This is a genomic window from Erythrobacter sp. S43 (genome assembly GCF_057364955.1).
Window position 1 is genome coordinate 2,515,510 of record NZ_CP200285.1, and the last position, 25,252, is coordinate 2,540,761.

At 58.2% G+C, this 25,252-nt stretch carries 23 protein-coding genes, 1 tRNA gene and 1 pseudogene; 13 read left to right on the top strand and 12 right to left on the bottom strand.

Annotated features, from left to right (window positions below):
- Positions 1-40 precede the first annotated feature (40 nt).
- Entirely contained in the window at positions 41-1,966 is a 1,926-nt protein-coding gene (locus AC0V6K_RS12400) for a potassium transporter Kup (RefSeq protein ID WP_472622679.1), read from the top strand.
- Positions 1,967-2,038: 72 nt separating this feature from the next.
- Here the strand turns inward: AC0V6K_RS12400 and AC0V6K_RS12405 are convergent, their stop codons facing one another.
- The 8 genes from AC0V6K_RS12405 to AC0V6K_RS12440 form a co-directional block, all read right to left on the bottom strand.
- Positions 2,039-2,398 carry a MerC domain-containing protein gene (locus AC0V6K_RS12405; protein ID WP_472622681.1) on the bottom strand — a complete coding sequence of 120 codons (360 nt, stop codon included), beginning with the start codon at positions 2,396-2,398 and terminating at the stop codon, positions 2,039-2,041.
- A gap of 1 nt (position 2,399) precedes the next feature.
- The gene (locus AC0V6K_RS12410) at positions 2,400-3,002 is read right to left on the bottom strand and encodes a DUF1826 domain-containing protein (protein ID WP_472622683.1); all 603 of its coding nucleotides are present in this window, start codon (positions 3,000-3,002) and stop codon (positions 2,400-2,402) included.
- An 84-nt stretch (positions 3,003-3,086) separates the two neighbouring features.
- Complete coding sequence (locus tag AC0V6K_RS12415; RefSeq protein ID WP_472622685.1) at positions 3,087-4,439, bottom strand: M24 family metallopeptidase; 1,353 nt, start codon at positions 4,437-4,439, stop codon at positions 3,087-3,089.
- Positions 4,436-5,101 (bottom strand): inner membrane-spanning protein YciB, encoded by a 666-nt coding sequence (locus tag AC0V6K_RS12420; protein ID WP_472622687.1) that lies wholly within the window; start codon positions 5,099-5,101, stop codon positions 4,436-4,438. The genes AC0V6K_RS12415 and AC0V6K_RS12420 overlap by 4 nt, the downstream gene beginning before the upstream one ends.
- Positions 5,101-6,036, bottom strand: coding sequence for a signal recognition particle-docking protein FtsY (ftsY, locus tag AC0V6K_RS12425; RefSeq protein WP_472622689.1), 936 nt, complete (start codon positions 6,034-6,036; stop codon positions 5,101-5,103). The genes AC0V6K_RS12420 and ftsY overlap by 1 nt, the downstream gene beginning before the upstream one ends.
- Entirely contained in the window at positions 6,033-7,208 is a 1,176-nt protein-coding gene (locus AC0V6K_RS12430) for a MiaB/RimO family radical SAM methylthiotransferase (RefSeq protein ID WP_472622691.1), read from the bottom strand. Before AC0V6K_RS12430 ends, ftsY begins: the two co-directional genes overlap by 4 nt.
- The gene (gene dapF / locus AC0V6K_RS12435; RefSeq protein ID WP_472622693.1) at positions 7,205-8,014 is read right to left on the bottom strand and encodes a diaminopimelate epimerase; all 810 of its coding nucleotides are present in this window, start codon (positions 8,012-8,014) and stop codon (positions 7,205-7,207) included. The genes AC0V6K_RS12430 and dapF overlap by 4 nt, the downstream gene beginning before the upstream one ends.
- Before the next feature lie 51 nt (positions 8,015-8,065).
- Complete coding sequence (locus AC0V6K_RS12440) at positions 8,066-9,751, bottom strand: putative bifunctional diguanylate cyclase/phosphodiesterase (protein WP_472622695.1); 1,686 nt, start codon at positions 9,749-9,751, stop codon at positions 8,066-8,068.
- A gap of 144 nt (positions 9,752-9,895) precedes the next feature.
- Here AC0V6K_RS12440 and AC0V6K_RS12445 point away from each other — a divergent pair, with 144 nt between their 5' ends.
- Positions 9,896-10,306 (top strand): EVE domain-containing protein, encoded by a 411-nt coding sequence (locus AC0V6K_RS12445; RefSeq protein WP_472622697.1) that lies wholly within the window; start codon positions 9,896-9,898, stop codon positions 10,304-10,306.
- 3 nt (positions 10,307-10,309) lie between these two features.
- Here AC0V6K_RS12445 and AC0V6K_RS12450 read toward each other — a convergent pair whose 3' ends face one another.
- The gene (locus AC0V6K_RS12450) at positions 10,310-11,995 is read right to left on the bottom strand and encodes a thiamine pyrophosphate-binding protein (protein WP_486172655.1); all 1,686 of its coding nucleotides are present in this window, start codon (positions 11,993-11,995) and stop codon (positions 10,310-10,312) included.
- 219 nt (positions 11,996-12,214) lie between these two features.
- Here AC0V6K_RS12450 and AC0V6K_RS12455 point away from each other — a divergent pair, with 219 nt between their 5' ends.
- Positions 12,215-12,406: a hypothetical protein gene (locus tag AC0V6K_RS12455; protein ID WP_472622699.1), complete on the top strand. Its 192-nt coding sequence runs from the start codon at positions 12,215-12,217 to the stop codon at positions 12,404-12,406.
- Here the strand turns inward: AC0V6K_RS12455 and AC0V6K_RS12460 are convergent.
- Positions 12,396-13,817, bottom strand: a complete 1,422-nt coding sequence (locus tag AC0V6K_RS12460) for an MFS transporter (protein WP_472622701.1) — start codon at positions 13,815-13,817, stop codon at positions 12,396-12,398. The two genes, AC0V6K_RS12455 and AC0V6K_RS12460, sit on opposite strands and share 11 nt — an antisense overlap.
- Positions 13,818-13,938: 121 nt before the next feature.
- Between AC0V6K_RS12460 and pgsA the strand changes: the two genes are divergently transcribed.
- Positions 13,939-14,547, top strand: coding sequence for a CDP-diacylglycerol--glycerol-3-phosphate 3-phosphatidyltransferase (pgsA, locus tag AC0V6K_RS12465; RefSeq protein WP_472622703.1), 609 nt, complete (start codon positions 13,939-13,941; stop codon positions 14,545-14,547).
- Positions 14,548-14,583: 36 nt separating this feature from the next.
- Here the strand turns inward: pgsA and AC0V6K_RS12470 are convergent, their stop codons facing one another.
- Together AC0V6K_RS12470 and rnd are read right to left on the bottom strand one after the other, a co-directional pair.
- Positions 14,584-15,480: a hydrogen peroxide-inducible genes activator gene (locus tag AC0V6K_RS12470; RefSeq protein WP_472622705.1), complete on the bottom strand. Its 897-nt coding sequence runs from the start codon at positions 15,478-15,480 to the stop codon at positions 14,584-14,586.
- Between the two features lies 1 nt (position 15,481).
- Positions 15,482-16,684 (bottom strand): ribonuclease D, encoded by a 1,203-nt coding sequence (gene rnd, locus AC0V6K_RS12475; RefSeq protein ID WP_472622707.1) that lies wholly within the window; start codon positions 16,682-16,684, stop codon positions 15,482-15,484.
- A 189-nt stretch (positions 16,685-16,873) separates the two neighbouring features.
- Between rnd and aspS the strand changes: the two are divergent.
- From aspS to AC0V6K_RS12520, 9 genes and pseudogenes are all read left to right on the top strand, one after another.
- Positions 16,874-18,668, top strand: a pseudogene (gene aspS, locus AC0V6K_RS12480) (aspartate--tRNA ligase).
- Between the two features lie 170 nt (positions 18,669-18,838).
- Positions 18,839-19,807 carry a hypothetical protein gene (locus AC0V6K_RS12485; RefSeq protein ID WP_472622709.1) on the top strand — a complete coding sequence of 323 codons (969 nt, stop codon included), beginning with the start codon at positions 18,839-18,841 and terminating at the stop codon, positions 19,805-19,807.
- Between the two features lie 73 nt (positions 19,808-19,880).
- Positions 19,881-20,804: a hypothetical protein gene (locus tag AC0V6K_RS12490; RefSeq protein WP_472622711.1), complete on the top strand. Its 924-nt coding sequence runs from the start codon at positions 19,881-19,883 to the stop codon at positions 20,802-20,804.
- A 43-nt stretch (positions 20,805-20,847) separates the two neighbouring features.
- Entirely contained in the window at positions 20,848-21,645 is a 798-nt protein-coding gene (locus AC0V6K_RS12495; protein WP_472622713.1) for a hypothetical protein, read from the top strand.
- A 200-nt stretch (positions 21,646-21,845) separates the two neighbouring features.
- Entirely contained in the window at positions 21,846-22,082 is a 237-nt protein-coding gene (locus tag AC0V6K_RS12500; protein WP_067596821.1) for an acyl carrier protein, read from the top strand.
- Between the two features lie 127 nt (positions 22,083-22,209).
- Positions 22,210-23,469: a beta-ketoacyl-ACP synthase II gene (fabF, locus tag AC0V6K_RS12505; protein WP_472622715.1), complete on the top strand. Its 1,260-nt coding sequence runs from the start codon at positions 22,210-22,212 to the stop codon at positions 23,467-23,469.
- Positions 23,470-23,473: 4 nt separating this feature from the next.
- Positions 23,474-24,442, top strand: a complete 969-nt coding sequence (mltG, locus tag AC0V6K_RS12510; RefSeq protein ID WP_472622717.1) for an endolytic transglycosylase MltG — start codon at positions 23,474-23,476, stop codon at positions 24,440-24,442.
- Between the two features lie 59 nt (positions 24,443-24,501).
- Positions 24,502-25,029, top strand: coding sequence for a 2'-5' RNA ligase family protein (locus tag AC0V6K_RS12515; protein ID WP_472622719.1), 528 nt, complete (start codon positions 24,502-24,504; stop codon positions 25,027-25,029).
- Between the two features lie 127 nt (positions 25,030-25,156).
- A tRNA-Met gene (locus tag AC0V6K_RS12520) sits at positions 25,157-25,233 on the top strand.
- Positions 25,234-25,252 lie beyond the last annotated feature (19 nt).

Genomic DNA, 25,252 nt, shown 5'->3' on the forward strand with positions numbered 1-25,252 from the left:
GGTTAGCCGCAACAGTAACCACCGCGGGTAGGCTCAAACCATGAGCGAGACAGCAGCACCAGCTCACCAACCGCCCGAAGGCGGCAAATCGCACAGCGCCTCGAAAGCGGCGCTTGCGGTGGGGGCAATTGGTATCGTTTTCGGCGATATCGGCACCAGTCCACTCTACGCGTTTCGCGAGACCTTTGTCGGCCCGCACCCGTTGGCGCTGGATGAAGCGCATGTTTTGGGTGTGATCAGCCTGATTTTCTGGTCGATGACGCTGGTCGTTGCGATCCAGTACGTCACCATCCTGATGCGAGCGGATAACAAAGGGCAGGGCGGTAGCCTTGCTCTCGTCGCGCTAATTTCCAGTCAGCTGAGTAAGTCCAAATATGGCTGGGTTGCGTTGTTGCTCGGGGTGTTCGCTACGTCGCTGTTTTACGGCGACTCGATGATTACGCCCGCTATTTCGGTCCTTTCCGCCGTGGAAGGGCTGACCGTAGTCGATCAGGGATTGCAGCAATATGTGATTCCGATTGCGCTGGCTTTGCTGGTCTTCCTGTTTGTCCTGCAGAAACGCGGTACGGCAAAGGTGGGGGCATTGTTTGCGCCTGTGATGATCGTCTATTTCACGGTTATCGCGGCGCTTGGCAGCTGGCAGATTATCCAGACTCCGGCGATCCTGTGGGCGCTTAACCCGTATTACGCGGTCAACTTCTTCGTGATTGACGGCACGCTGGCCTTTCTCGCGCTGGGCTCGGTCGTGCTGGCTGTGACGGGTTCGGAGGCGCTGTATTCGGACATGGGCCACTTCGGGCGCGGCCCGATGCGACTTTCGTGGTTCGGCTTTGTCATGCCGTGCCTGTTGCTCAACTATTTCGGTCAGGGCGCGATGATTATCGGCTTGCCGCCAGAGCAAGCGGCCGAAGCGATCCAGAGCCCTTTCTTCTTCCTTTCGAGCGAGGAATGGCGTCTGCCACTCGTTCTCCTCGCCACCGTGGCGACTTTCATCGCTAGCCAAGCGGTCATCTCCGGCGCATTCTCGATTACGCATCAGGCGATCCAGATGGGCTACATCCCGCGCCTCTCCACTGTTCACACATCAGAAACCGAGGGTGGCCAGATTTACATTCCGGTGGTCAATTGGGCGCTGATGATTGCCGTCATCATCCTGGTATTGACGTTCCAGAACTCCTCCAACCTCGCCAGCGCTTACGGCATTGCTGTGACGGGTGCGGTTACCATCGACACGCTGTTGATGGCCGTGCTGCTGGTTGGCGTATGGAAGTGGAAGTGGTGGTACGCTGCGCCGGTGGTTCTGTTGTTCCTGATTGTCGATGGTGCCTACTTCGCAGCGAACCTCACCAAGGTGCCCGATGGCGGCTGGTTCCCACTGATGGTTGGCTTCATCGCATTCCTCTTGCTCACCACCTGGGCGCGCGGCCGTAAGCTGATGCGCGAGCGGATGAGCGAGCATGCGCTGCCTATGGAGATCTTCGCCAAGTCAGCCAAGAACTCGGCCCTTCGCGTGCCCGGCACTGCGATCTTTATGGCATCCAGCACAGCTGGTGTGCCGTCCGCTCTGCTCCACAATATCAAGCACAATAAGGTGCTGCATGAGCGCGTGGTGATCCTGACTGTCGATATTCAGGACGTGCCCTATGTCGATCCAGAGAAGCGCTGTGAATACAAGGATATGGGCGACGGCTTTTATCGCGCGATCCTGCATTATGGCTTTATGGAAGCGACCGATGTGCCCGAAGGGCTGAAGGCGATGAACAACTTCTGCGGCGGCGATTTCGACATGATGCACACCAGCTTCTTCCTGTCCCGACAGACACTGCTGGCGAGTGACAAGCCTGGCATGCCGATCTGGCGAGAGAAGATCTTTGCATGGATGCTTAGAAACAGCGCAAGCGCGATGGATTTCTTCAAATTGCCGACCAACCGCGTGGTCGAATTGGGCAGTCAGGTCGAGATCTAGGCCTCTATTCTGTTGCCAAACAGGGTGACACTTTTCCCAACATGTTACCCGGCTTCTTTGGAGTGCTTACGTTCAGCGGTGAGCCCTGAACAGTCGCCATAGATGTGCGGCAGCCAGCAATAAGCCGCCTATGACGGTTGGCGGTGTTTCTTCGACCCCAAAGCTTTCCGCAAACACCGCAAAAACCAGCAATGCCATCCCTGCGATTGCAGGAACGAGAAAAGCCGCTCTGCGCGCATTGTGGGCTGTGCCGATGACCATAAATGATGCGGCAAGAGACATCGCCGTGAGCGACCAGTGAATCCACTCTGCCTCTGCGACGGCCGCCACAAATGGCAGCGATACAGCGATCACAGGCAATGCGACGCAATGCGCCACACAGGCCAAGCTCAGCGCTGCGGCGGTGCGATCCAAAGGCGCAGTGGTTTGCATGTCAGATATCCTCGGGTGGGTTTAGAACGAGCAAGAGTCGGCGTTCACCTGTGCCAGCGATCGGCGGGGAGCGATGGATGGCCGGATCGTCGGTGCCAAGCTTACCCTGAAACATGCCGACATCGCCCGCCTTCAGGGAATGGGTGTTTTTTGGGGGCAAGCCATTGCGTACACGGGCCGCATCGCGATCATCGATCCAGTCGGTTCCGGATCCGACATAGGTCGTGATCAAACGCGCGGTGACATAGTCGGCGTGCCACTTACGGCAGGAATCGGTGGTGACGATCTCCACGCGCACATTGATCCGATCCAGTTCAAGCGCGCCAGCATAGAGCTTTGCAAGGTGAGCGACGTCGGTGGTGAAGGCGTCGCGCAAAGCGCTTTCGGGGTATCCTTTCGTGTTCAGTTGCTCCGTCAACCGGCTGCTTACGTCGTCGAGCTCGGCGTCAAAGCGGATGTCATGCACATCACCCTCGATCAAACTGGCCAAGCCATCGATGGGTGCGCGCTTCCAGATCGCAAGGTTGCAGCCATGTTCAAGAGCCCTGGCGAGGACGTCAGGGGTTAGCGACTGCTTGGCGGAAGTATCGAGAAGGGCGGTCATTGCTGGCTTTGAGTTGAATGATATATTATCACATCAAAACTAGCTATGCTGATTGATCAGCGCAAGTGGAATGTCGACCACGGCCTACCCGCTTGGGATTATCGTAATCTCGGTCTGCCGCCCGTCAAGATAGCGCACGGTTTCGCCATCGAAAAACGCATCTTCTTCGGTGCGGAAATCAACGCGTTGGCCGTCCCATTCGGGCACTTCGGCATAGCTGGTCAGCTCGATCGACCATGCGGTGTTGGGGCGAAGCTGATATTCGCCACGTGGATCGGCGTTCTGGTTGTCCCAAAAGCCGATGGCGCTGCCCGCACCGTGGCCATGCGTTCCAATCGGGTGGGTGTAGATCGACGGGTCCAACCCCTCAGCCAGCGCCTGTTTGCGGGCGGCAGCGAGGACTTGATTGCCGGTTAGGCCAACTTTCATCTGCGAGGTCAGAATGTCCTGAACACGGTTAGAGTTGGCGAGACCTTTTGCAAGGCCAGCAGGCACAGCGGTCTCGCCGGGTTTGAGCACGTAGGCGAGGTGCTGTGTGTCGGTGGACAGGCGCAGGTAAGTTATACCGAAATCGGTCCAGAGCAGATCACCAGGCTCGATTACTGTGTTGCCATTCAGCATGCCTTTGGTGCCCTGCCGCTGGACACCGACAGAGGGGTGAAACCAAGGAGCCAGGCCCAGCTGCGAAAGCCGCTCGCGATACCACCATTGTACATCGGCGGCGGTGGTGACGCCGGGCGTGATAACTTTGCGTGAGAAGGCTTCTCCGATAATTGCATGCGCAATGCGCACGATGCCTGGATAGAGTTCCATCTCTTCCGGCGTGCGCGTTTCTAACCAGCGAATCGCAAGCTTTTCGCCTGATACAACGCGGTCGTGATAGGTTTCGGGCAGGGCGGCCATCATCGAACGATACTGGCTAAGCGTCATGCCGTCGCCGAATGCGGTGAAATCCGAGAAGTTGATTGCGATTTTATCGGGATCGCGTTTGGCGATAATGTCGGCCACCGCTTTCCACTGATTGGGCTGCTTCTCAGGATTCCAGGCAGGCTCAAACAGCTCAGCAAGGCCATATCGGCTGACGGTCATCTGCTCGATTCCTTGGTCAGGGCCAAGATCGTGAAAGACCAGGATCGTGCGCCGCCGCGCTGCCATACTCTTCGCATCAAGCATCGAGGCAACCACGGGCTCCTCGAAATATTCGCGCGCCATCAGCAGCCAGAAGTCGATCCCTTCCTCGCGCATAATCTGCGGGATGATGGTGTCGAGCCGTTCTTTGATGATCCCGTCGATCACCGGCACCCTATCGCGGTGCGAAAGAATGGGAGGCAATTCGGGAGCGGTCTGCTCACTCTCGCTCATCGACAGAATTGGCGGCGTCGCCGCAAGAGTGGGTGCGGATGCCAGCGCAGCTGCGAGAGCGAGGATCGTCTTCACTGGGCTGGTGGCTCCTCTTTCACCACATCGTCGACATCCTCCACCGCGAGGCCATGCTTAAGCAGCATCGGGACATTGGCGAAGGTGAACAGGAAAGTGAGCGGCAGGAAAACCCAGAATTTGGCCCAGAGCCAACCTTCGAAGCTGAGATAGGCGCGAAGTCCCTCATTGAGGGCAGCGAGCACCAGGAAGAAGAAGCCCCAATTGCGCGAGAGTTTGAGCCAGCCTTCTTCCGTCAGCCCTTCAAACGCGGCCTCGAGCAGGATCTTGAGCAGCGGTTTGCCCATCTGCCAGCCCACCAGCAAAGCAACGCCAAACATCCCATAAATGATGGTGGGTTTGATCTGCACAAACACCGGATCACCGAGGAAAATGGTGAGCGCGCCAAAGCCGACGATCAGCGCGGTCGAGAACCACAGCATTGGCGAAACTTTGCCAAGTAAAGTGCGGGAGGCGATCAGCGCGACGACCGCGGCTACCATGAAGGCCGCGGTGCCATAGATTATCGCCAGCAACTCTCCCGCAGCGTTGGGCTCATCCGGCGCCATGGTGCGATAGACGATCAGGAATACGAGCAAGGGCCCGTAATCAATCGCGACGCTGAGCCAGCCTGAACCACCGGATTTTTTGGGTTGGTCGGTTGTGTTTTCTTCTGGGGCCATCAGGCCACTCCCGCAATCACACGCGCCACCAGATCGGGATCGAACGGGCGCAAATCTTCCATCTTCTCACCCACACCAATCGCGTGGATCGGCAGGCCGTATTGCTCGGCAGCCGCGACCAAAACGCCGCCGCGTGCGGTGCCGTCCAGCTTGGTCATAATCAGGCCGGTGACGCCCGCGACTTCTTTGAACACGTCGATCTGTGAGAGCGCATTCTGGCCGTTGGTGGCATCGAGAACCAGCACCACATCGTGCGGGGCTTCTTCATTGAGGCGACCAAGGACACGGCGGATTTTCTCCAGCTCATCCATAAGCTCGCGCTTGTTTTGCAGGCGTCCGGCGGTGTCGACAACCAGCGCGTCGATCCCGGTGTCGGTTGCTTGCTTTACCGCGTCGAATACGATGCTCGCCGGATCACCGCCTTCTGGGCCGCGCACAATGTCCACGCCCGCGCGCTCTGCCCATGTGGCGAGCTGTCCGATGGCGGCGGCACGGAAGGTGTCGCCTGCTGCGAGCAGTACGCCGTAATCATCTTCGGTGAAGAGATGCGCGAGCTTGGCGATGGTGGTGGTCTTGCCGGAACCGTTGACCCCGATGACAAGGATAACCTGTGGGCGAGGAAAGGCGGTGATTTCAAGCGGCTTGGCAACGGGGCGCAGGATTTCTGCGATTTCCTCGGCGACAGCCTCTTTCAACTCGCGTTCGGAGATCTCGAGGCCGAATTTCTTTTCCGAAAGACGCGCCCTGATACGCGCGGCGGCGGCAGGGCCAAGGTCGGAGATGATCAGCGCATCCTCGACATCGTCGAGCGTCGCATCATCAAGCTTGGCCTTAGCCTCGGTAAGGCCCGAGAGGTTCTCGGACAGACGGTCAGAGGTCTTGCGGAAGCCACCAAACAGCCGCTCTTTCCAGCTCGCCTTCTTTTCCTCGCTCATCGCAGCAAGCCTTCCTCAAGTCCTTTGATGGTCACATCGACCAGATCGCCTGCTTGTGTGCCTTCGGGAAGTTGCACGCGGGCATAGTGCGGGGTGTAGCCTGTGCCATCGCGCTCTGCGAGGACGCTGTGTGTTTCACCCACAAGGCTGTCGAGCCATGTGCTGCGGACATCGCTGACCGCGGCGCGAAGTTCGGCGGCGCGAGCCTTGACTACGGCACGGTCAAGCTGAGGCATGCGGGCGGCGGGCGTGTCAGGGCGTGGCGAGAAGGGGAAGATATGGCCGTGAACGATATCGAGCTCGCGAATGATCGAGAGGTTGTCGGCGTGGTGTTCATCGCTCTCGGTTGGAAAGCCCGCCATCAGGTCCGCGCCGACGGCGATCTCGGGCCGTGCGGTTTTGAGGCCTGCGACGAGGCTCACGGCATCACCGCGCAAATGGCGGCGTTTCATACGTTTTAGGATCATGTCCGCGCCGTGCTGAAGCGAGAGGTGCAGATGCGGCATCACGCGTTCTTCGTGCGCGATCAGATCAAACAGCGCTTCGTCAATTTCGATGCCGTCCATTGAGGACAGGCGAAGGCGATTGAGGCTGGGGAATTCGTCCAGAATCGCCTGCACCAGCGCGCCCAATGCCGGGCTATTCGACAGATCGTGGCCCCATGATGTCAGGTCCACACCGGTCAGGATCGCCTCTTTCGCGCCAAGCTCCAGATGCTGTCCCACTTCGCGCAGTACATCGGCCACAGTCATGGACCGGCTGACACCGCGCCCTTGCGGGATCACGCAGAAGGTGCAGGCATGGTCACAGCCGTTCTGCACCGCAATGAATGCGCGGGTCTTGGTCGGGGCGAGCGGAGCCTCAGCCTGCGGGATATTCCACGCGCGCGGATCGAGCTTGCGTTCATTGGCGATCAGGCCGTCGACCTCAGGCATATCGGCCAATTGGCCGCGTTCGATATCCGCTGCGCATCCAGTCACGAGCAAACGTGCATCGGGCCGTTCGCGCCGCGCCTTGCGGATGGCTTGGCGCGTCTGGCGCACCGCCTCGCTGGTCACAGCGCAGGAATTGACCACCACCACATCGCCTGCATCGGCCAGCATGGCGCGCATACGTTCGCTCTCAGCAATGTTTAGGCGACAGCCCAAGGTAATGACTTCAGGTTTGCTCACGCAAAGTCATCCCAGTCGAATGTCCCTCGGAATGCCTCGGTCGCAGGACCGGTCATCTGGATACGGTCCTCGGCGTCCCATGCGATCGTTAGGTCGCCGCCGGGCAGGGTGACTGTCGTTGTGCGCCCGACAAGCCCGCGTTTCATCGCTGCTATGGCCGTTGCACAGGCCCCGGTGCCGCAAGCCCGCGTGAGCCCCGCGCCGCGTTCCCACACACGAAGGCGCAGGTGATTGTCGCTGACCACGCTCGCGACATTGACGTTTACGCCCTCGGGAAACAGCGGGTCGTGCTCGATCACAGGACCAAGCGCGGCGAGATCAACACGTTCAGTGTCCTCGACAAAGAAGATCACATGTGGATTGCCGACATTGACTGACATCGGGTCTTCCAACTCTGCCCACCCCACTGGCATGTTCGCGGTGTCCATCGCATAGGCGAGGGGTATCGTATCCCAGCCAAAGTGCGGCACACCCATGTCGACTATCGCGCCGCCTTGTGTGGGTTGAAGGGTGATTGCCCCGCCGGCGGTTTCGATGGTCGCTGCTTCACCATGAAGTAGCGCCACCGCGCGGCTGGCATTGCCGCAGGCTTCGACCTCGCCGCCATCAGAATTGAAGATGCGCATTTTGAAGGCTTGAGCCTCGCTAAGCTCCAGCACGATTACTTGATCGCAGCCAATCCCTTCGCGCCGGTCAGCAATAGCGCGCGCGGTCTTTTCCGTCATCGCAGGCAGGCTAGTTTCGCGGGCGTCGAGCACCACGAAATCATTTCCTAATCCGTGCATCTTGATGAAGGGAACGCGCATAGTCACGCGCATGTATTCACGAGGGAGACCTGCGTCCACCCTTCGCGCACGTTACATAGCGGCGCGCCCGCGCAGTCGGCGTTGTGCTGGTCGTTCTTTCACTTCGTTTTGTGGGGCCTTCTTCGCCAGCTTTCCTTGTTCGGCTAGGCGCTTTCGGACGTCATCAATCGGTTCTGGCCGCCCATAGAGGAACCCTTGGCCTTTGAGTTGACCCATGGTGCGAAGACGTTTCAGAATTGCCTCGTTCTCAATGCCTTCAGCCGTAATGGGCATTTCCAGACCACGGCCCAGCGAGATGATTGCGTCCACAATCGTCGATTTTGCGTTCGGTTCGTGCAACTCACGGACGAAGGTTCGATCGATCTTGAGCCGATCAAACGGCAGGCTGCGAAGCTGCTCGAGTGATGAATAGCCAGTGCCGAAGTCATCAAGGCTTACCTTCACGCCTTGATTGCGCAGCGATGTGATCATCGATCTGACCATCCCGATGTTGTCGTGCAGTGAGCTTTCGGTGATTTCCACCTCAAGTCGCTTCGGCGACATGCCGTACTTGACCATCGTTTTGAGCAGCTTTTGCGCGAACCATGGATCGCGCAATTGCACGGGGGAAACGTTGATGGAAAGCGTAAGCTCCTCGTCCCACTCGCTCGCATCCACAAAGGCGCGTGCCATCAATTGATCCGATAGCTCGGAGATCGCACCGATTTCCTCGGCAACAGGGATGAAAACTTCCGGGCTAATGATGCCCAGCTCTGGTGAATGCCAGCGCGCCAGCATTTCGAACCCGACGATCTCACCTGTTTGAAGATCGATCTGCTGTTCGTAATATGGGACGAACTCGCCCTTTGAGAGCCCTCGACGGATACCCGTCTCCAACTCGTTGCGATATCGAAGCTCGGCTTCCATTGAGGGTTCAAACCAAAAGAACCGGTTTTTGCCCTCGTTCTTGGCGTGATACATCGCGATGTCTGCGCGGTGCATCAACTCATCAGAGGTAACCTCGGTCTGGTCGTTGTCTGATCCTTGTACGTCGCTGGCGATGCCGATGGACATTGTGACATCAAGCGAAATGTCTTCCAGTCGAAATGTCGGTATCACTCGTTCGAAAAGACGGATCACAAGGTCATCGATCCGTTCCGGCGACTTAGGATCATGCTGAACGACAAATGCGAATTCGTCTCCGCCAAGCCGTGCCAATTCACTGCTCTTCGGAAGCTCTCTGGAAACGCGATCAACCAGCTCAATCAGCACTTGGTCGCCGATGCTGTGGCCGTGCATATCATTGATCTGCTTGAAATTATCGAGATCGATCATCGCGAAGGCGATCGCTTGATCAGCCTCGTGTGCCTTTCCACGCGAGATGCTTACGGCGTTTGCCATACTTCTACGGTTGAGGCATCCGGTTAGTGGATCGTATTCGGCGAGTTCGCGCGCCTTTTCTTCCGCGCGACGACGTTCGGAAATTTCAACAGTGAGCTGTCGATAGCGTCGCCATCCAAAAATGACGAGCGCGATGTTCAAGAGGAAGGCGGTGAGGAGAAGCTGGTCCGGCTTTTTGACATCGCCATTGCCGAACATCGCTTTGAAAACATCAGGTAGGACGGTGCCGCCGGTCGCGACGAACAGAAGAATGGCTCCTGCCGCGATGCCGAGCGCGATCAGATCGCGTTCTGCGCTTCCAAGGCGCTTGTTCTTTTTGCTCGCCCGCAATTGTCCCAAAATGCCGTTGCGGCACATCCCCTGAAGTTTTGGAATGCAAGTCCTCGCATTGGCAAATAAAAATCAGGTTAATGCTACGGTCTATCACCTAAAGTGGGGTGACAGCGACGCGATCAGAGCGGTACTCAGCGTCGAACCCAATACTCGAGAAAGGCTTCTGGTATGCCCAGTTACTGGCTGATTAAGTCCGAACCGTTCAAATATGGTTGGGATGACCTTGTGGCTGAGAAAGAAGGCGTTTGGGATGGTGTCCGCAATCACACCGCAAAGCTGAACTTGCGTGCGATGGACGTCGGCGATGAGTGCTTTTTCTATCACTCGCGTGAGGGACTGGAGATTGTCGGTATCTGTACGGTGAGTGTGGCGGGTATCCTGGATCCCACAGATGAGACGGGCAAATGGGCCGCAGTGAAGGTAAAGCCGAAGCGCAAGTTCGAGCACCCCGTCTCGCTCAAGCAGATCAAAGCGGAGCCCAAGCTTGCTGATTGCGAGCTTGTGCGCCTTTCCCGGCTTTCCGTGGCCAAGATCAAGCCAGACGAATGGGAACTGATCTGCCAGATGGCAGAAGGTTGACCGTCAACCTTTAGCGCGCAGCCCGCTGATGGTCGCACCGCTTGCGGCCAGTTGCTCGATATCAATATGCATGTGGATCAGGCGCAGACCGTCGCGGCTTTGTGCCTCGGCCAATGCTGAAGTGAATTCCTCTGTTGTCCGCGCATAGGCGCTCCAACCGCCAAAGGCCGTGCCCAAGGCTGCGAAATCGGGGTTTGCAAGGCGAGTGGCCGAGATACGGCCTGGATACTCGCGCTCCTGATGCATGCGGATCGTGCCGTATGCGCTATTATCAACGATCAGCACGATCATATTCGCACCGTGCTGCACAGCGGTGGCAAGCTCCTGCCCATTCATTAGGAAGTCGCCATCTCCGGCAACCGCAACAACGGTACGATCAGGGTGTCGCAGGGCAGCGGCGACGGCGGCTGGCACGCCATATCCCATAGCGCCCGCTGTGGGGGCGAGTTGCGAGGGGTAATCGGCGTAGCGCCAGTATCGGTGCCACCAGCCTGAAAAATTACCCGCGCCGTTGCAGATAATCGTATCAGCGGGGAAGGTCGCTAGCATTTGTGTGACGCAGGCGCCCATATCGAGCGCGGGCGCATTGTTCGATGGAGTATGCGTTGCCCATGCCTTCCATTCAGCATTGGCTTCGGCGCCCGCATCAAACGGAATGATCGAGTGGTCCTCCCAAAGCGCGGCAGCTTCGGCGAATTCATCGACCGAGCAGCACAGGCCCAGTTCGGTCAGATAGACTCGGCCCAGTTCATCAGAATCAGGATGGACATGGACCAGCAACTGCTCGGCATGTTCAGGGTGGGGGACGGTGTAGCCATCAGTGGTCGCCTCTCCCAATCGCGCGCCGACCGCGAGCACCAAATCGGCCTGTTTCACCCGCTCGATAAGCTTAGGATTGGGGCCGTATCCCATGTTGCCTGCATACACGGTGGAGGCGGGATCAATCGCATCTTGCCGGCGGAAAGCAGTCGCGACGGGGAGGCCAATCTTCTCGGCAAAAGCCTGAAAATGCTCGCGTGCTTTAGCGTTCCAGCCAGCTCCACCGATGACGGCAATGGGGCTGGCGGCGTCTGCGATCAGGCCAAACAAAGCTTGCATCGCATCGGGGCAAACGGCTTGCGCAGGGCGGGTGACAGTCGGGCGTGGTTTGATCGCGGGATCGACCGCATCGCACAGCATGTCTTCAGGCAACGCTAGAACCACGGGGCCGGGCCTGCCGCTGATCGCGACCGAATAGGCCCGCGCGACATATTCAGGAATGCGCGCGGGATCATCGATGCGCGCGGCCCATTTGCAGATCGGGCCAAAGAACGCCTCGAAATTGACCTCCTGAAACCCCTCGCGGTCTCGCATCGGGCGCGCGACATCACCGACGAACAGGATCATCGGCTGCAGATCCTGATGCGCGACGTGCACGCCAATGCTGGCGTTGGTCGCACCGGGTCCGCGAGTGACGAAGGCGATACCGGGACGCAGAGTCTCTGCCGCACTCATTGCCCCGTCAGCGCAAGCCATGAACGCAGCGCCGCCTTCCTGACGGCAGGTCACGACATCGATATCGGTATCATCGTGCAGCGCATCGAGCACCGCGAGGAAGCTTTCGCCCGGCACTGTAAAGATGCGGTCAGTGCCCTGCTGAACCATGCAATCGACCAGCAACTGGGCCGCTGTGCGCGTTGAGTCCGCCAAGAAAAATCCTCCCGAGTCCTGCGCCGCGCTTAGCGATGGTTTCAATTGTAAGCAAATGGTGCCGGGCCGACCAACGGGGTTAACACGGCGGCTAACTGTCCCGCTGTGTAACAGGGTGTTTCGCCGCGCTTCCGAAAAGTTAAGAAAGTGTTAACGCGCTCGCATCGGGCGGCGCGAAAAGACGCCGTACCCAATAAAAATACGAAGAGGGTAAAAGCAATGCGTCGCAGCCTCGTCCTAACTGACGAATCCGCCCGCCATCCGTTTCGGGCAAGCCTGCCGCCACGCGTGAAGCGCGATCTCATTGATATTCCAGCAGAGACGCTATGGGCGCTGACCAAAGATGATGTGCGCGGAGTGGTGAGCACTTACGTTGCGACAACCGCAGCGGTGCTGGTCTTTATCCTTTAGGGTCTGCCTCTAGATCGAGCAGGCCACGCGCAGCGTTGTCTTCCTTCTCGGCCTTGAACAACAGCCAGCCGAGATAGGCGGATACGCCCGTCATTGCGGCGACCAGCAGCACCTGATCCACCACCGGGATACCAACGAAGCTCATCCCCATCGCGACGGCGGAGCCGGTCACCATGCCGAGCGAGTTGAGGATGTTGTTTGCTGCGATCGTGCGACTGGCAGCGTCATCAGCGCACCGCGTGGTGAGGAACGCGTAGAGCGGCACCACGAACATTCCGCCCGCTGTAGTGATGCCCAGCAACATCAGCGAAAGCGGCACCGCGCTGGGTTCAAAGATCCAGCTGGTCCATTTGAGCAACTCGCCCGTTTCGCTGGTCGGCCATGCTTTGGCGATTATGTAGAAGCCGATGACGAAGCCGCCCATCACAATCACCGAGATGGACGAATATTTGGCCGACACCTGCCCTTTTAACAGTGCGTTGATACATACCGATCCAATCGCGATGCCCAACGAGAAGATCACCAGGAACAGGCTGGCCACATCCTGATCGGCGAACAGCTGGTTTTTCGCGAGCGGCAGGAACAGCACGAACAGAACCGCACCAATGGTCCAGAAAAAGCTGATCGCGATGATTGATAGCCAGACGACACGGTTCTGGGTCGTCTCTTTGATCAGCCGCGTGCTCATCACGGCTTGGTCGGCAATCGCGACGAAGGGATAGCAGAGCCAGCGCTTGAGCTTGTTTTTAGTCTTTTCGCGGAATGGTTCGAGCACCGGGAAGTGCATCTCGTAATCGCTCTGTGGTGGAGCGTCAGGCACGTAGCGTGCCGAAATATAGCCCACAATTGCGGTGATGAAGATGCCGACGATCGCCCATTCAACCGGGATAATCCCAGCCAGGATCGTGCCCGCGAGAATAGCGATATAGGTGCCCGCTTCGACTAGGCCCGTGCCGGCGAGCACCTCTTCTTTTTTCAGGTGCTGCGGCAAAATTGCGTACTTGATCGGCCCAAGAAATGCCGATTGTGTCGCGGCAAGGAAGGTGACCAGCAGAAGAAGCGGAATGGCGAAGGTGTACACCGCGATGCCCTGCCACGCCATAAACAGGCCAATCGCGCCCAATATCACCCATCCGATTTCGCACAGCTTGACCACGCGGATGATCGCCGCCTTGTCTCGCGTGTCAGCCAGTTGCCCGGCGAGCGCGGAGAATATTACAAATGGCAGGATGAAGATAAAGCTGGCGAAGCCCGAAAATGCGCCTTCGGTGCTTTCATCATTGAACACCGCATAGACCACGAAGAACAACGCAGCATAGCGATACAGGTTGTCGTTGAATGCGTTGAAAAACTGTGTGACCATCAGCGGCAAGAAGCGCTTCTGGCGCATGAGGTGCGTCGAAGTGGTCATATGTGTGTTTTAGGTGAAACCTACCTTGCCCTTACGTCATGACATAGCGAACGCTCTGGCGTTAACAAGTGCTGCTATACGTCTTTTGCCTTTCATTCCGACGCGCTAAGGCGGTCATGAAATGTTGACTTTGCCGAATATTCTTACGCTTTCGCGCATTCTTGCGGTGCCGCTGCTGGGCTTTTTTCTGTGGTGGCCGGATTGGCAGCTTGGTTATCTGATCGGCTTTTTCCTTTACGCGTTGATCGCGATCACCGACTTTTTTGACGGCTATCTTGCGCGCGCGCAGGGGACCGTTTCGAAGCTTGGCATCTTTCTTGATCCGATTGCAGACAAGATCATGGTCGCTTCGGTGATCCTGATTTTGACCGCTCAAGGTTTTCTACGCGGCCCATATGTTGGCGACATGCATGTGATTGCCGGTGCAATCATCCTAATCCGTGAAATAACGGTCAGCGGCCTACGCGAATTTCTTGGTGGCATTCAGGTCTCGGTGCCGGTGACAAAGCTGGCCAAATGGAAGACCACGTTCCAGCTGATCGCGCTTGCCGCGCTGATCTTTGGCGGCGCAGTCCATGGTCAACCGTGTCAGGAGCTTGGCGATGGGTGCAAGACCTTCGCCGAAAGCTGGATCCACGTAATTGGTCTGACGACACTTTGGATCGCGGCGATCCTGACTTGCATCACAGGCTGGGATTACTTGCGGGTCGGCTTGAAGCACATGGATTGATGGGCTGGCAGGGTTTCCGCCCCTTAGCGTTCTCAGCTAACCCGCACGCAATTCGTCGGCGAGCAATCTGAAGTCCGCTTCGCGCGGGGAGTTCTTGCGCCATACCAGCACGATTTCGCGCTTCGCGGTTTCGCTTTCCACCGGTCGTGCGACCACTTCGGTGTTGGCGAGGATACCTGCGTCGATCGCCATTTCGGGCAGCATGGTAAGGCCCAGATCATTGTCGACCATCTGCACCAGCGTGTGCAGCGATGTGCCGATCATGCTGGCGCTGGCGCGCAGCTCACTGCGGTTGCACGCAGCTAGAGCGTGATCACGCAGACAGTGGCCATCTTCGAGCAGCAATAGCCGCCCCTGATCGATCATATCGGGGGCGATGGCTGCAGGGGGATCGCGTGGATCGTCCTTGGGGAATGCCACAAACAGGCGGTCGTCGCTGATATGCACCCAATCGGCTTCGCCCGTGTCAAAGGGGAGGGCGAGCAGAACGCAATCGACGCGGCCATGCTGTAGCGAATCCATCGCGTCCTGCGAGGTTTCCTCGCGCAGCATCAGTTTGAGATCTGGCCGCTCCTTCTTCAGGCGCGGCAGGATACGGGGGAGCATAAACGGCGCGATGGTCGGGATGACGCTCATGCGAAGTTGTCCCGATAGAGGTTTGCCTGCCGCCTGAACCAGATCAGACAATTCCTCTGCCTCGCGCAGCAGTTTGTTTGCCTTGGCCACCACTTGCTCGCCGAGCGCAGTGAAACGCACCACACGGCGGCTGCGCTCGACCAATGTCACGCCAAGCAGCGACTCTAGCTCGCGAATGCCCGCCGACAGCGTCGATTGCGACACAAAGCTGGCATCGGCGGCACGGCCAAAATGGCCATGCTCGTGCAACGCGACGAGATATTGCAGCTGCTTGATGGTGGGGAGGTAAGTGGACATGTTATTCCGCCGCCAGCGCTTCTTCCATGCTCGCCTGCATTTCGTCGATATGGGTCATGGCCAGCTTGCCGTTCTTTACGGCGAAGGCGGTTTTGCCTTCGACCAGCTCAAGCGCGTCCTTGCCGAATACTTCGTAACGCCAGCCTTCGAGCACCTTGAGATCGCGCACCCCGGCGGCAAGCGCTTCCATCTCGTCTGCACGAGTGAGCAGGCGGGCGGCGACGTCGATCTCGCGGGCACGGATTTTGAGCAGCAGTTTGAGCAGGTCAGCAACCAGCGCGCCTTCCTTGCCCAGCGGTGCGCCGCGTTTCATCTTGGCGGGCATTTCCTCTTTGGGCAGCGGTTCAGCATCGGCAATGACTTTCATCATGCGTTTGCCAATATCGTTGTCTTTCCACGCCGCCGACAGGCCGCGAACCTTGGACAGGTCCGCCTGTTTCTTGGGCGGGTGGCTAGCAATATCGGCCAGTGTCTCGTCGCGCATGATCCGGCCACGGGGGATGTTCTTATGCTGTGCCTCGCCCTCTCGCCATGCGGCGAGCGATTTCAGACGGCCCAGAACTTGCGGATTGCGGCCCGGCGAGCGGATACGCTTCCACGATGTGTCAGGATCGATGATGTACTTGCTCGCATCGGCCAGCTTTTCCATCTCTGCATCAAGCCAAGCGCCACGCTCGGTCTTGATCAGCTTTTGCAGGATCTTCGGGAAAATCTCTGACAGGTGCGTCACATCGCCAATGGCGTATTCAATCTGACGGTCGGTCAGCGGGCGCCGGCTCCAATCGGTGAAGCGCGCGCCCTTGTCGATCTGGATGTTGAGCCATGTGTCGACAAGGTTTGCATAGCCGATTTGTTCCGACTGGCTGATCGCCATCATCGCGATTTGCGTGTCAAAGACTGGGCTGGGGGTCTTGCCGGTCAGGTTGACGATGATTTCGACATCTTGGCCGCCCGCGTGGAAGACTTTGAGAACTTCGTCATTCTCGGTCAGCAGGTCGAGCAGCGGGGTGAGGTCAATCCCGTCGGCCAGCGGATCGACCGCAGCGGCTTCTTCGGTGTTGGCGATCTGCACCAGGCACAATTCAGGCCAGTAGGTGTTCTCGCGCATAAATTCGGTATCGACCGCGACGAATTCGGATTTCGCCAGCCGCTCACACAGGTCCGCGAGCGCATCGGTGGTGGTAATCAGATCGTGTATTTTCATTTTATCTTCTTGCGGTTTGAGCGGAGTGCCGCTCTCGGGCCGTTGCCGACCCCGTTATTATGAGAGGTGCGCGACTTGACAAAGTGCAGGTCTTGCCCTGTTAGCGCAGCGTTTTATCGCGCGGTTTGATCCACAGCGACGCAACGGCGCGCCTTTAGCGTCATACACCCAAACAGGACAAGAAATTAGATGCACGCCTATCGTTCCCACACTTGCGCACAGCTTTCCGCTGAAAATGTCGGTGAAACCGTCCGTTTGTCGGGCTGGGTTTCGCGCAAACGCGACCATGGCGGTGTCCTGTTTGTCGATTTGCGTGACCATTATGGTCTGACTCAGATCGTCGCCGATGAGGATCTCGCCAGCGCTCCCAGTGCTCGAGAAGCTGCGCATCGAATCGGTTGTGACGATTGATGGCAATGTGAAAGCTAGAACGCCGGAGACGGTAAACAAGGACCTGCCAACTGGCGAAATCGAAGTCTTCGCCCGCGAAATCACGATCCAGAGCGCAGCCGAAGAGCTGCCCATGCCTGTTGCCAGCGGTGAGGAGTATCCCGAGAGCATTCGTCTCAAGTATCGCTTTCTCGATCTGCGTCGTGAGACGATGCACCGCAACATCATGCTGCGTAGCAAGGTCATCACCTCGCTGCGTCAGCGCATGATCGATCAGGGCTTCACCGAATTCCAGACACCGATCCTGACGGCATCCTCACCAGAAGGCGCGCGCGATTTCCTCGTGCCGAGCCGCATGCATCCGGGCACCTTCTATGCGCTTCCGCAGGCGCCGCAGATGTTCAAGCAGATGCTGATGGTGTCGGGCTTCGATAAATACTTCCAGATCGCACCTTGCTTCCGCGATGAAGACCTGCGCGCCGACCGCAGCCTCGAATTCTACCAACTCGACTTCGAGATGAGCTTCGTCACGCAGGAAGACGTATTTCAGGCACTGGAGCCAGTACTTGCTGGTACATTCGCTGAATTTGCAGACGGCAAGACCGTCACTGCATCGGGCCAGTTCCCGCGTATTCCTTATGCCGAAACGATGCTGAAATACGGCACCGACAAGCCGGACCTTCGCAACCCGCTAATCATCAGCGATGTCACCAGCCACTTCGAGAAATCTGGCTTTGGTCTGTTTGAAAAGATCGTGGGCGGCGGCGGCGTTGTTCGCGTGGTGCCTGCGCCCAAGACCAACGAGAAGAGCCGCAAGTTCTTCGACGACATGAACAACTGGGCGCGCGGCGAAGGCTTTGCGGGCCTTGGTTATGTGACCCGGAAGGGCGGCGAATTCGGTGGTCCGATCGCCAAGAACCATGGGCCAGAGCGCATGGAAGAGCTCTATAACGAGCTTGGCCTTGGTCCCGATGACGGGTTGTTCTTTGCTGCTGGCAAAGAGAAGGACGCTGCCAAACTCGCCGGTGCCGCGCGGACGCAGGTGGGCGAACAGCTCGGCCTGATCGAAGAGGGTTGCTTCAAATTCTGCTGGATCGTCGATTTCCCGATGTTCGAGTATGATGAGGAAGCCAAGAAGGTCGACTTCAGCCACAACCCGTTTTCTATGCCGCAAGGCGAGATGGAGGCGCTGGAAACGATGGACCCGCTGGAGATCAAGGCGTGGCAGTACGATATCGTCTGCAACGGTTACGAGCTGTCATCGGGCGCGATCCGGAACCATCGTCCGGACATTATGTACAAGGCATTCGAAATCGCAGGTTACGACAAGGAAACGGTCGACCGCGAATTCTCCGGCATGATCGAAGCGTTCAAGCTGGGCGCGCCGCCGCATGGTGGCTCGGCTCCGGGGATTGACCGCATCGTCATGCTGCTCGCTGGCGAGGAAGCGATCCGCGAGGTTATCGCTTTCCCGATGAACCAGAAGGGCGAAGACCTGATGATGGGTGCGCCGAGCAAGCCGGAGCTGAAGCAGCTGCGCGAACTGCACCTGCGTACGGTTGAGCCCCAGCCGCAGGCCAAACCCGAAGGCTAATCACCAGTTCGGACTGAAAGTTTCAAAAGCAGGCTTGCTGTTGCAAGCCTGCCTTCCTGCGCGTGCATAAAAATTTCAAGAACAATGCCTTTTCCGCAATCAGGCGTTCATGTTCAGGGCGGTAAACCTGAACATGAAACATGGTGATACAAACAGGGAAGGACACTGTGATGCGCAAACTCATGGCAACGATGCTGCTCGGCGCGAGCGCGATGGCTCCGTTTCAGGCGGGGGCGGAAACGCTGCGAGTAAGCGGTGTGTATCCGGCCAATGTCGATCTGCCTGGTTATGTTGAAGCGCTCTCGGTCGTTCCATTCGGAGGCGACGCAGGCCGCGATGCCGAGCTGGCGATCACCGACTTGCTGGGCGGTGTCACCATCAATGGTGAGCGGTACTTCCGGCTAACATCTGGTGCAGGATACGGCTCTGGCTCGTCCGATGCGGTTTTGCGCGGCACGGTCTACAGCGAAGTCTATGAAGAGCGTGTTCAGCCGCGCATCGTGACCCGCTGCATTGAACGCAATGACAAGGGTAAGTGTATCGAGCGCAAGAAGCGCCGGATACCCTGTCGCGAGCTGACCGTGCGCATGGATCCGCGGATCGTCTTGATCGCAGTGGATGGCACGCAGCTCTATTCACAGCGCGCTCCGGTATACGAAAGCGCACGCTATTGCCGCAATGACGCGCATATCCCTTCGGATATCGACATGGGCAATCGACTGATTGATCGCATCGCCCGTCAGGTTCGTGCTGATTTGGCTCCGGTCCAGTTCTCGCGCGGTTACCGCATCATGGAGAAGCGCAAGGGCCTCGGCAAAGCGGATCGCGCGGCGTTCAAGCAGGCAATCCGGCTGACAAAGCGCAGCGCAAGCGACGCATGCGATGCTTTCGGCAGCCTCTATCAGACCAATCCGGACCACCTTTCGGTTGTCTACAACATGGGTCTGTGCGCGGAGGCCTTTGGCGAACTGGGCGTGGCCGAACGGTTCTATGCCGATGCACGCTCGATCAAGGCGCGGCACAGCTATCACCGCAAGGGCACGAACAGGATTGCGGCGAGATACCGGGCCAACGCGCAGCTCGCTGCACGTGAAAGAGCGAGCAGCTCCTATCTCGGTATGGCCACCGGCGCGCCATAGCTTTGATATCGAGCGATTTGACTGTTTACCCCCGATCCGAGAAGGTGTGAGACTAATCGGATCGGGGGAATTCATGAAAGCACATTTTGGCTTGGCTCTGGGACTGGCTGCGGCCGCATTGCCCAGCGCGGCTGCGGCGGAAACCATCACCGTTGAAGGCATCTATCCAGCGGGTAACACCGACGCCGCACTATACGAGGTCATAGCGATCGAGCGTTTCGGCGGGGCGGATGGCAGTGCTCTTTCAACCCGAATTAGCGACCGTTTGCGCAACGTAAGAATTGAAGGCGCGCCATGGGTGCGCGTGGTGTCGGGCAGCATTGGCTCAGAGGCTGATGCCGCCTTGTCCGGGTTTGTATCCACCAATGTCCGCGAAACACAGAGTTACGACAAGGAAGTCGAAACCTGCGTTGCCCGCGATGCAAAGCGCAAATGCGTTGAAAAGCGGAAGGAGAAGGTGCCGTGCGTCAGCGTCGAGGTGCGTGTCTCACCCTCTTTGCGGCTTGTAGATCGGGATGGACGCTTGATCCACTCTGACGATTCTGACGTCACACGGAGTTTTCGTGCCTGTGCCGATGAGCGTGAACCAAGCGTGGATCCTCTGGTCGATCAGGCGCTCAACCAGATCGCGGACCGGGTCCGTTTCGCACTGGCTCCACAAATTCGCCGTGAGGGTATTCGCGTGATGGAAACGCGCAAGGGGATGGAGAAGGACGCGGGCCGTGCCTTCCGCGATGCCATTCGTCAGACCAAGAAAGACGAGCGAGGGGCATGCGAGACTTTTGCTTCACTTGAACCGGTGATCGGGGACCACCGCTCGTTGCTCTACAACATTGGCCTGTGCGCTGAGGCGGCTGGCGATTTCGAAACGGCGGTGCGCTATTATGACCGCACTTTGGCGCTCGATAGCGGTTCCAGCTATGCCAAGGATGGGTTGAGGCGGATTGGCCAGCGACGCCTTGCCGATGACCAATTGGAAATGCGGCTGAACGACTGATCTGAAACGTAACCGCCGGAGTGTTCGCGCCGAATGGTGAGATATGAAGACTACGCGTCGATCCGCATTGTTTGGTGGTCTTACCGCCGCAGCTGGCGCCAGCGTGGCGGGGCAGGGGCTGACAGGCTGCGCTCCATCGCCCGAGGTTGAGGCGGGGCGCGAGACCCGCGTCACTGTGCTTGGCGTGATCCACGGGCGGCATCGGGAGAGCACGAGCTATAGCCTCGATGTGCTGCGCGAAGCAGTGCGGGCGGCGAAACCAGATGTGATCCTGACTGAAATCCCGCCTGACCGGATTGATCGGGCACGAACCAGTTTTGCCGAAACGGGAGAAGTCGACGAGCCGCGAACCCGTGTGTTTCCCGAATACACCGATGTCGTATTTCCGCTGTCGAACGAAATGGACTTCCGAATGGTTGGTACAGCGGGTTGGACGCGTGAGCTGGCGGCTGAACGCAGCGCAAAACTTGAAGCGATCGAAAACGATCCCGCGCGGGCCTCGCAATGGGCCGAGCATCGCGCCGCGCGGCGCCAGTATTCGCGCGATATCGACGGGCGCGCCGACGATCCCCAGTTCATTCACACTCCAGAGTATGATGTTCTCGTTCAACGCGCGCAGACCCCCTATCAAATCTACTTTGACCCCGATCTCGGCCCAGGCGGTTGGACCCGTATCAACGCCGCGCACACCGGTTTGATCAATGAGGCGCTCGACAAAGTCTCGGGTCAGCGGCTCAATGTGCTGATAATGTTTGGCGCCTGGCACAAATATATGATCGATCGGTCCATGTTGGAGAGAACGGATATTGTGCTGCAAGACGCAAAATCCCTCTTCGAGTAGGCACGCCCCATGATATTGGCATAGCTATGCACGTTTTTCATAAACTGCTGATATTCCGACGAATTATTTGGAAATTCTCTGTTTTGGCCGCGATCATTTGTTGCAATCCGCGCGGCGATGCGTAGCTAACCCTTGCAAGGCACTTCGCCGTTCATTAGGGCGAAAGGCAATTCAACAGCCCAAATTTAAGAGGGATACACATGAGCGATACTGCCGACCGCGTGCAGAAAATTGTTGTCGAGCATCTTGGCGTCGAAGGCGACAAGGTAACTCAGGAAGCCAGCTTCATCGATGATCTGGGCGCAGACAGCCTCGACATCGTAGAACTCGTTATGGCTTTCGAAGAAGAATTCGGCGTGGAAATCCCCGACGATGCGGCTGAGAAGATCAGCACCGTTGGCGATGCGACGAAATTCATCGAAGAGCACAAAGGCTAAGCCAGCCTATGCTGCCCGCCGCGCGGCGGGTGACTGATATCGACAGGCCCGAGTCCCGAAAGGGTCGCGGGCCTGTGGTGTTTAAGGAACCGGCCATTCGCGCCGCGCCTTGTATTTGGAGAGATTGATGCGCCGTGTTGTCGTAACCGGACTTGGCCTTGTCACGCCGCTTGGCGGAGATGTCGAAACCTCGTGGAAGAACCTGATCGCCGGCGAAAGCGGTGCAGGTCCGATCACCAGCTTTGATCCAGAAGGTCAAAAGTGCACCATCGCTTGCGAGGTGAAGGGAAAGGATCACCCGTGGGGCTTTGATGCGGACAAGCGCGTTGACGGCAAGATCCAGCGCCAGGTCGATCCCTTCATCGTCTACGGCATCGATGCGGCAGGACAGGCGTTGGAAGACGCTGGCCTGACCGATCTTTCTGATGAAGAGAAGGAGCGCGTTGGTTGCTCCATCGGCGCCGGTATTGGCGGTCTGCCGGGGATCGAGAAAGAATCGGTCAACCTGCACGAGCGGGGGCCGGGCCGCGTTAGTCCGCACTTTGTCCATGGCCGTCTTATCAACCTCGTCACCGGACAGGTTCAGATCAAATACGGCTTTATGGGCCCCAACCATGCCGTCGTGACTGCTTGTTCGACAGGTGCGCACTCGATTGGCGATGCCGCGCGCATGATCGCGATGGACGATGCCGACATTATGCTGGCAGGCGGCGCGGAAAGCACTGTCAATCCGCTGGGCATCGCTGGCTTCGCACAGGCCCGCGCGCTCAACACCAGTTTCAACGACCGCCCGACCGAGGCGAGCCGACCCTATGACAAGGATCGCGAAGGCTTTGTGATGGGCGAGGGCGCAGGCGTTCTCGTGCTCGAAGAATACGAACATGCCAAGGCACGCGGCGCGAAGATTTACGCCGAAGTGACTGGTTATGGCCTGTCGGGTGACGCCTATCACGTCACCGCACCTCATCCCGAAGGTAAGGGTGCGGAGCTCGCTATGCGCATGGCAATGCGCAAGGCAGGCCTGGAGCCCGGTGAGATCGACTATGTAAATGCGCACGGCACCAGCACCATGGCAGACACAATCGAATTGGCCGCTGTTAAGCGCGTGCTTGGCGATGATCTGGGCGGTGCTTCGATGAGTTCGACCAAATCTGCCATCGGCCACCTTCTGGGCGGTGCAGGCGCGGTTGAGGCGGTCTTCTGCGTGCTTGCTATGCGTGACGGTGTGGTTCCACCGACGCTCAATCTGCACAATCCGGATGAAGGCACCGATGGCATCGATCTTGTGCCCCTGAAGGCGAAGAAGCGCGAAGTGAACGCGGTGCTCAACAACAGCTTTGGTTTTGGCGGCACCAACGCCTCGCTGATCATGCAGAAGGTCGACTGATCCGGTGAAGAAGCTGGCGGTTGTTGTCGGGCTTTTGCTTGTTGTCGCCATCGGCGGCGGCGCGCTGTTTGCGGGCACGATGTTGGGCGGCGCGACGATTGAGGAAGAAACTACCTTCATCATCGAACCGGGCGACTCTGTCAGCAAGGTTGCAGGCAAGCTAGAAGAGGCGGGGTTGATCTCGTCTGCGGACGGCTTTGTGCTGCGCGCCAAGCTGCTTGGCTCTTCGGACCCGATCCAAACCGGTGAATTTAATCTGACGCCCGATATGAATCAGGGCGAGATCCTCGTCGCGTTTCAGACTGGCGATGTCGTCCGCCGCTTTGTGACCATTCCAGAGGGCATGCCTTCCATTCTGGTCAAAGAACGGTTGATGGCTGAAGAGCTGCTGACGGGCGATATCGACATCCCTGCGGAGGGTTCAATTCTGCCTGACACCTACGCATTCCAGCGCGGCCAATCGCGCCAGTCGCTGATTGATCAAATGCAGAAGGCTATGGATGACTATGTCGCCACGGCATGGTCAGAGCGCAAAGAAGACATTGCGGTGTCAACGATCAAAGAAGCGCTGACGCTTGCCTCCATCGTCGAGAAAGAAACCGGGAAACCGTCTGAGCGCCGTACGGTCGCTGGCCTCTATTCCAACCGCGTGAAGCAGGGCATTCCGCTTCAGGCTGACCCGACGATTATCTACCCGATCACCAAGGGCAAGCCGCTTGGACGCCGTATTCGTCAATCGGAAATCGCCGCAGTGAACGGCTACAACACATATACCCGCAGCGAGCTGCCGGTTGGTCCGATCACCAATCCCGGGCGCGAAAGCATTGCCGCTGTGCTTAACCCCGAAAAGCACGAGTACCTGTTTATGGTCGCGGATGGCACCGGCGGGCATGAGTTCAACAAGACCAATGCCGAGCATGAAGAGGCTGTTGGCCGCTGGTATGCGATCCGCCGTGAGCGCGGCGAGATGTAAATGCTGGGAGCGTGGCCAGAAAAAGTGGGTACCGGTTTTTCGGTTCGGCCGTGCGACCAATGGATAACGTAAGCAAACCGTTCATTGTAACGGCGAAGCTACCTCCTGACATTCAAGGCTGGGCCGAAGGCCTGCGACGCGCGCATTACCCGGAAGAGCGCAACCACCTGCACGCGCATGTGACCATGTTCCACTCTTTCGCGCCATCGCTGCTGGATGAATTGCGCGATTTTCTGCCGCGTGTGACGGCTGAGTTTGCCGCTCCCGAGGCGAATATCACCGGTTTGATGGACCTTGGCACGGGCACCGCTATTGCGCTTTCCAGCCCGCAATTGTTGACCTTGCGGGAAATGATTGCGGAGCATTTCCACGGCAGCCTGACCGCGCAGGACCTCTACGAACCGCGCCCGCACATCACCATTCAGAACAAGGTGACGAAGCGGGAAGCGCGCGCTTTGCAGGCAGAACTGGCGCCCGAAATCCCGCTCAAACGCTTCGTCTTCCCCGCACTGGAACTGCATCTCTATCAAGGTGGCCCGTGGGAGCAAATCAAGTCGAGTGCGTTTCGTGGCAAGGAGAGGCCATAAAGGCGCGCAAGGGTGGTTGACCACGACGCAAAGCGCGCCTAGATGCGCCGCTCGTTTGAGGCAAATCTGCCTCGCGAATCCCGATTGATTGACCATTTCGGGATGCCCTCCAAGTCGGGCTTGGTGAGGCGGAGTAGCTCAGGTGGTTAGAGCAGTGGAATCATAATCCATGTGTCGGGGGTTCGAGTCCCTCCTCCGCTACCAACACACAATTCAACCGACC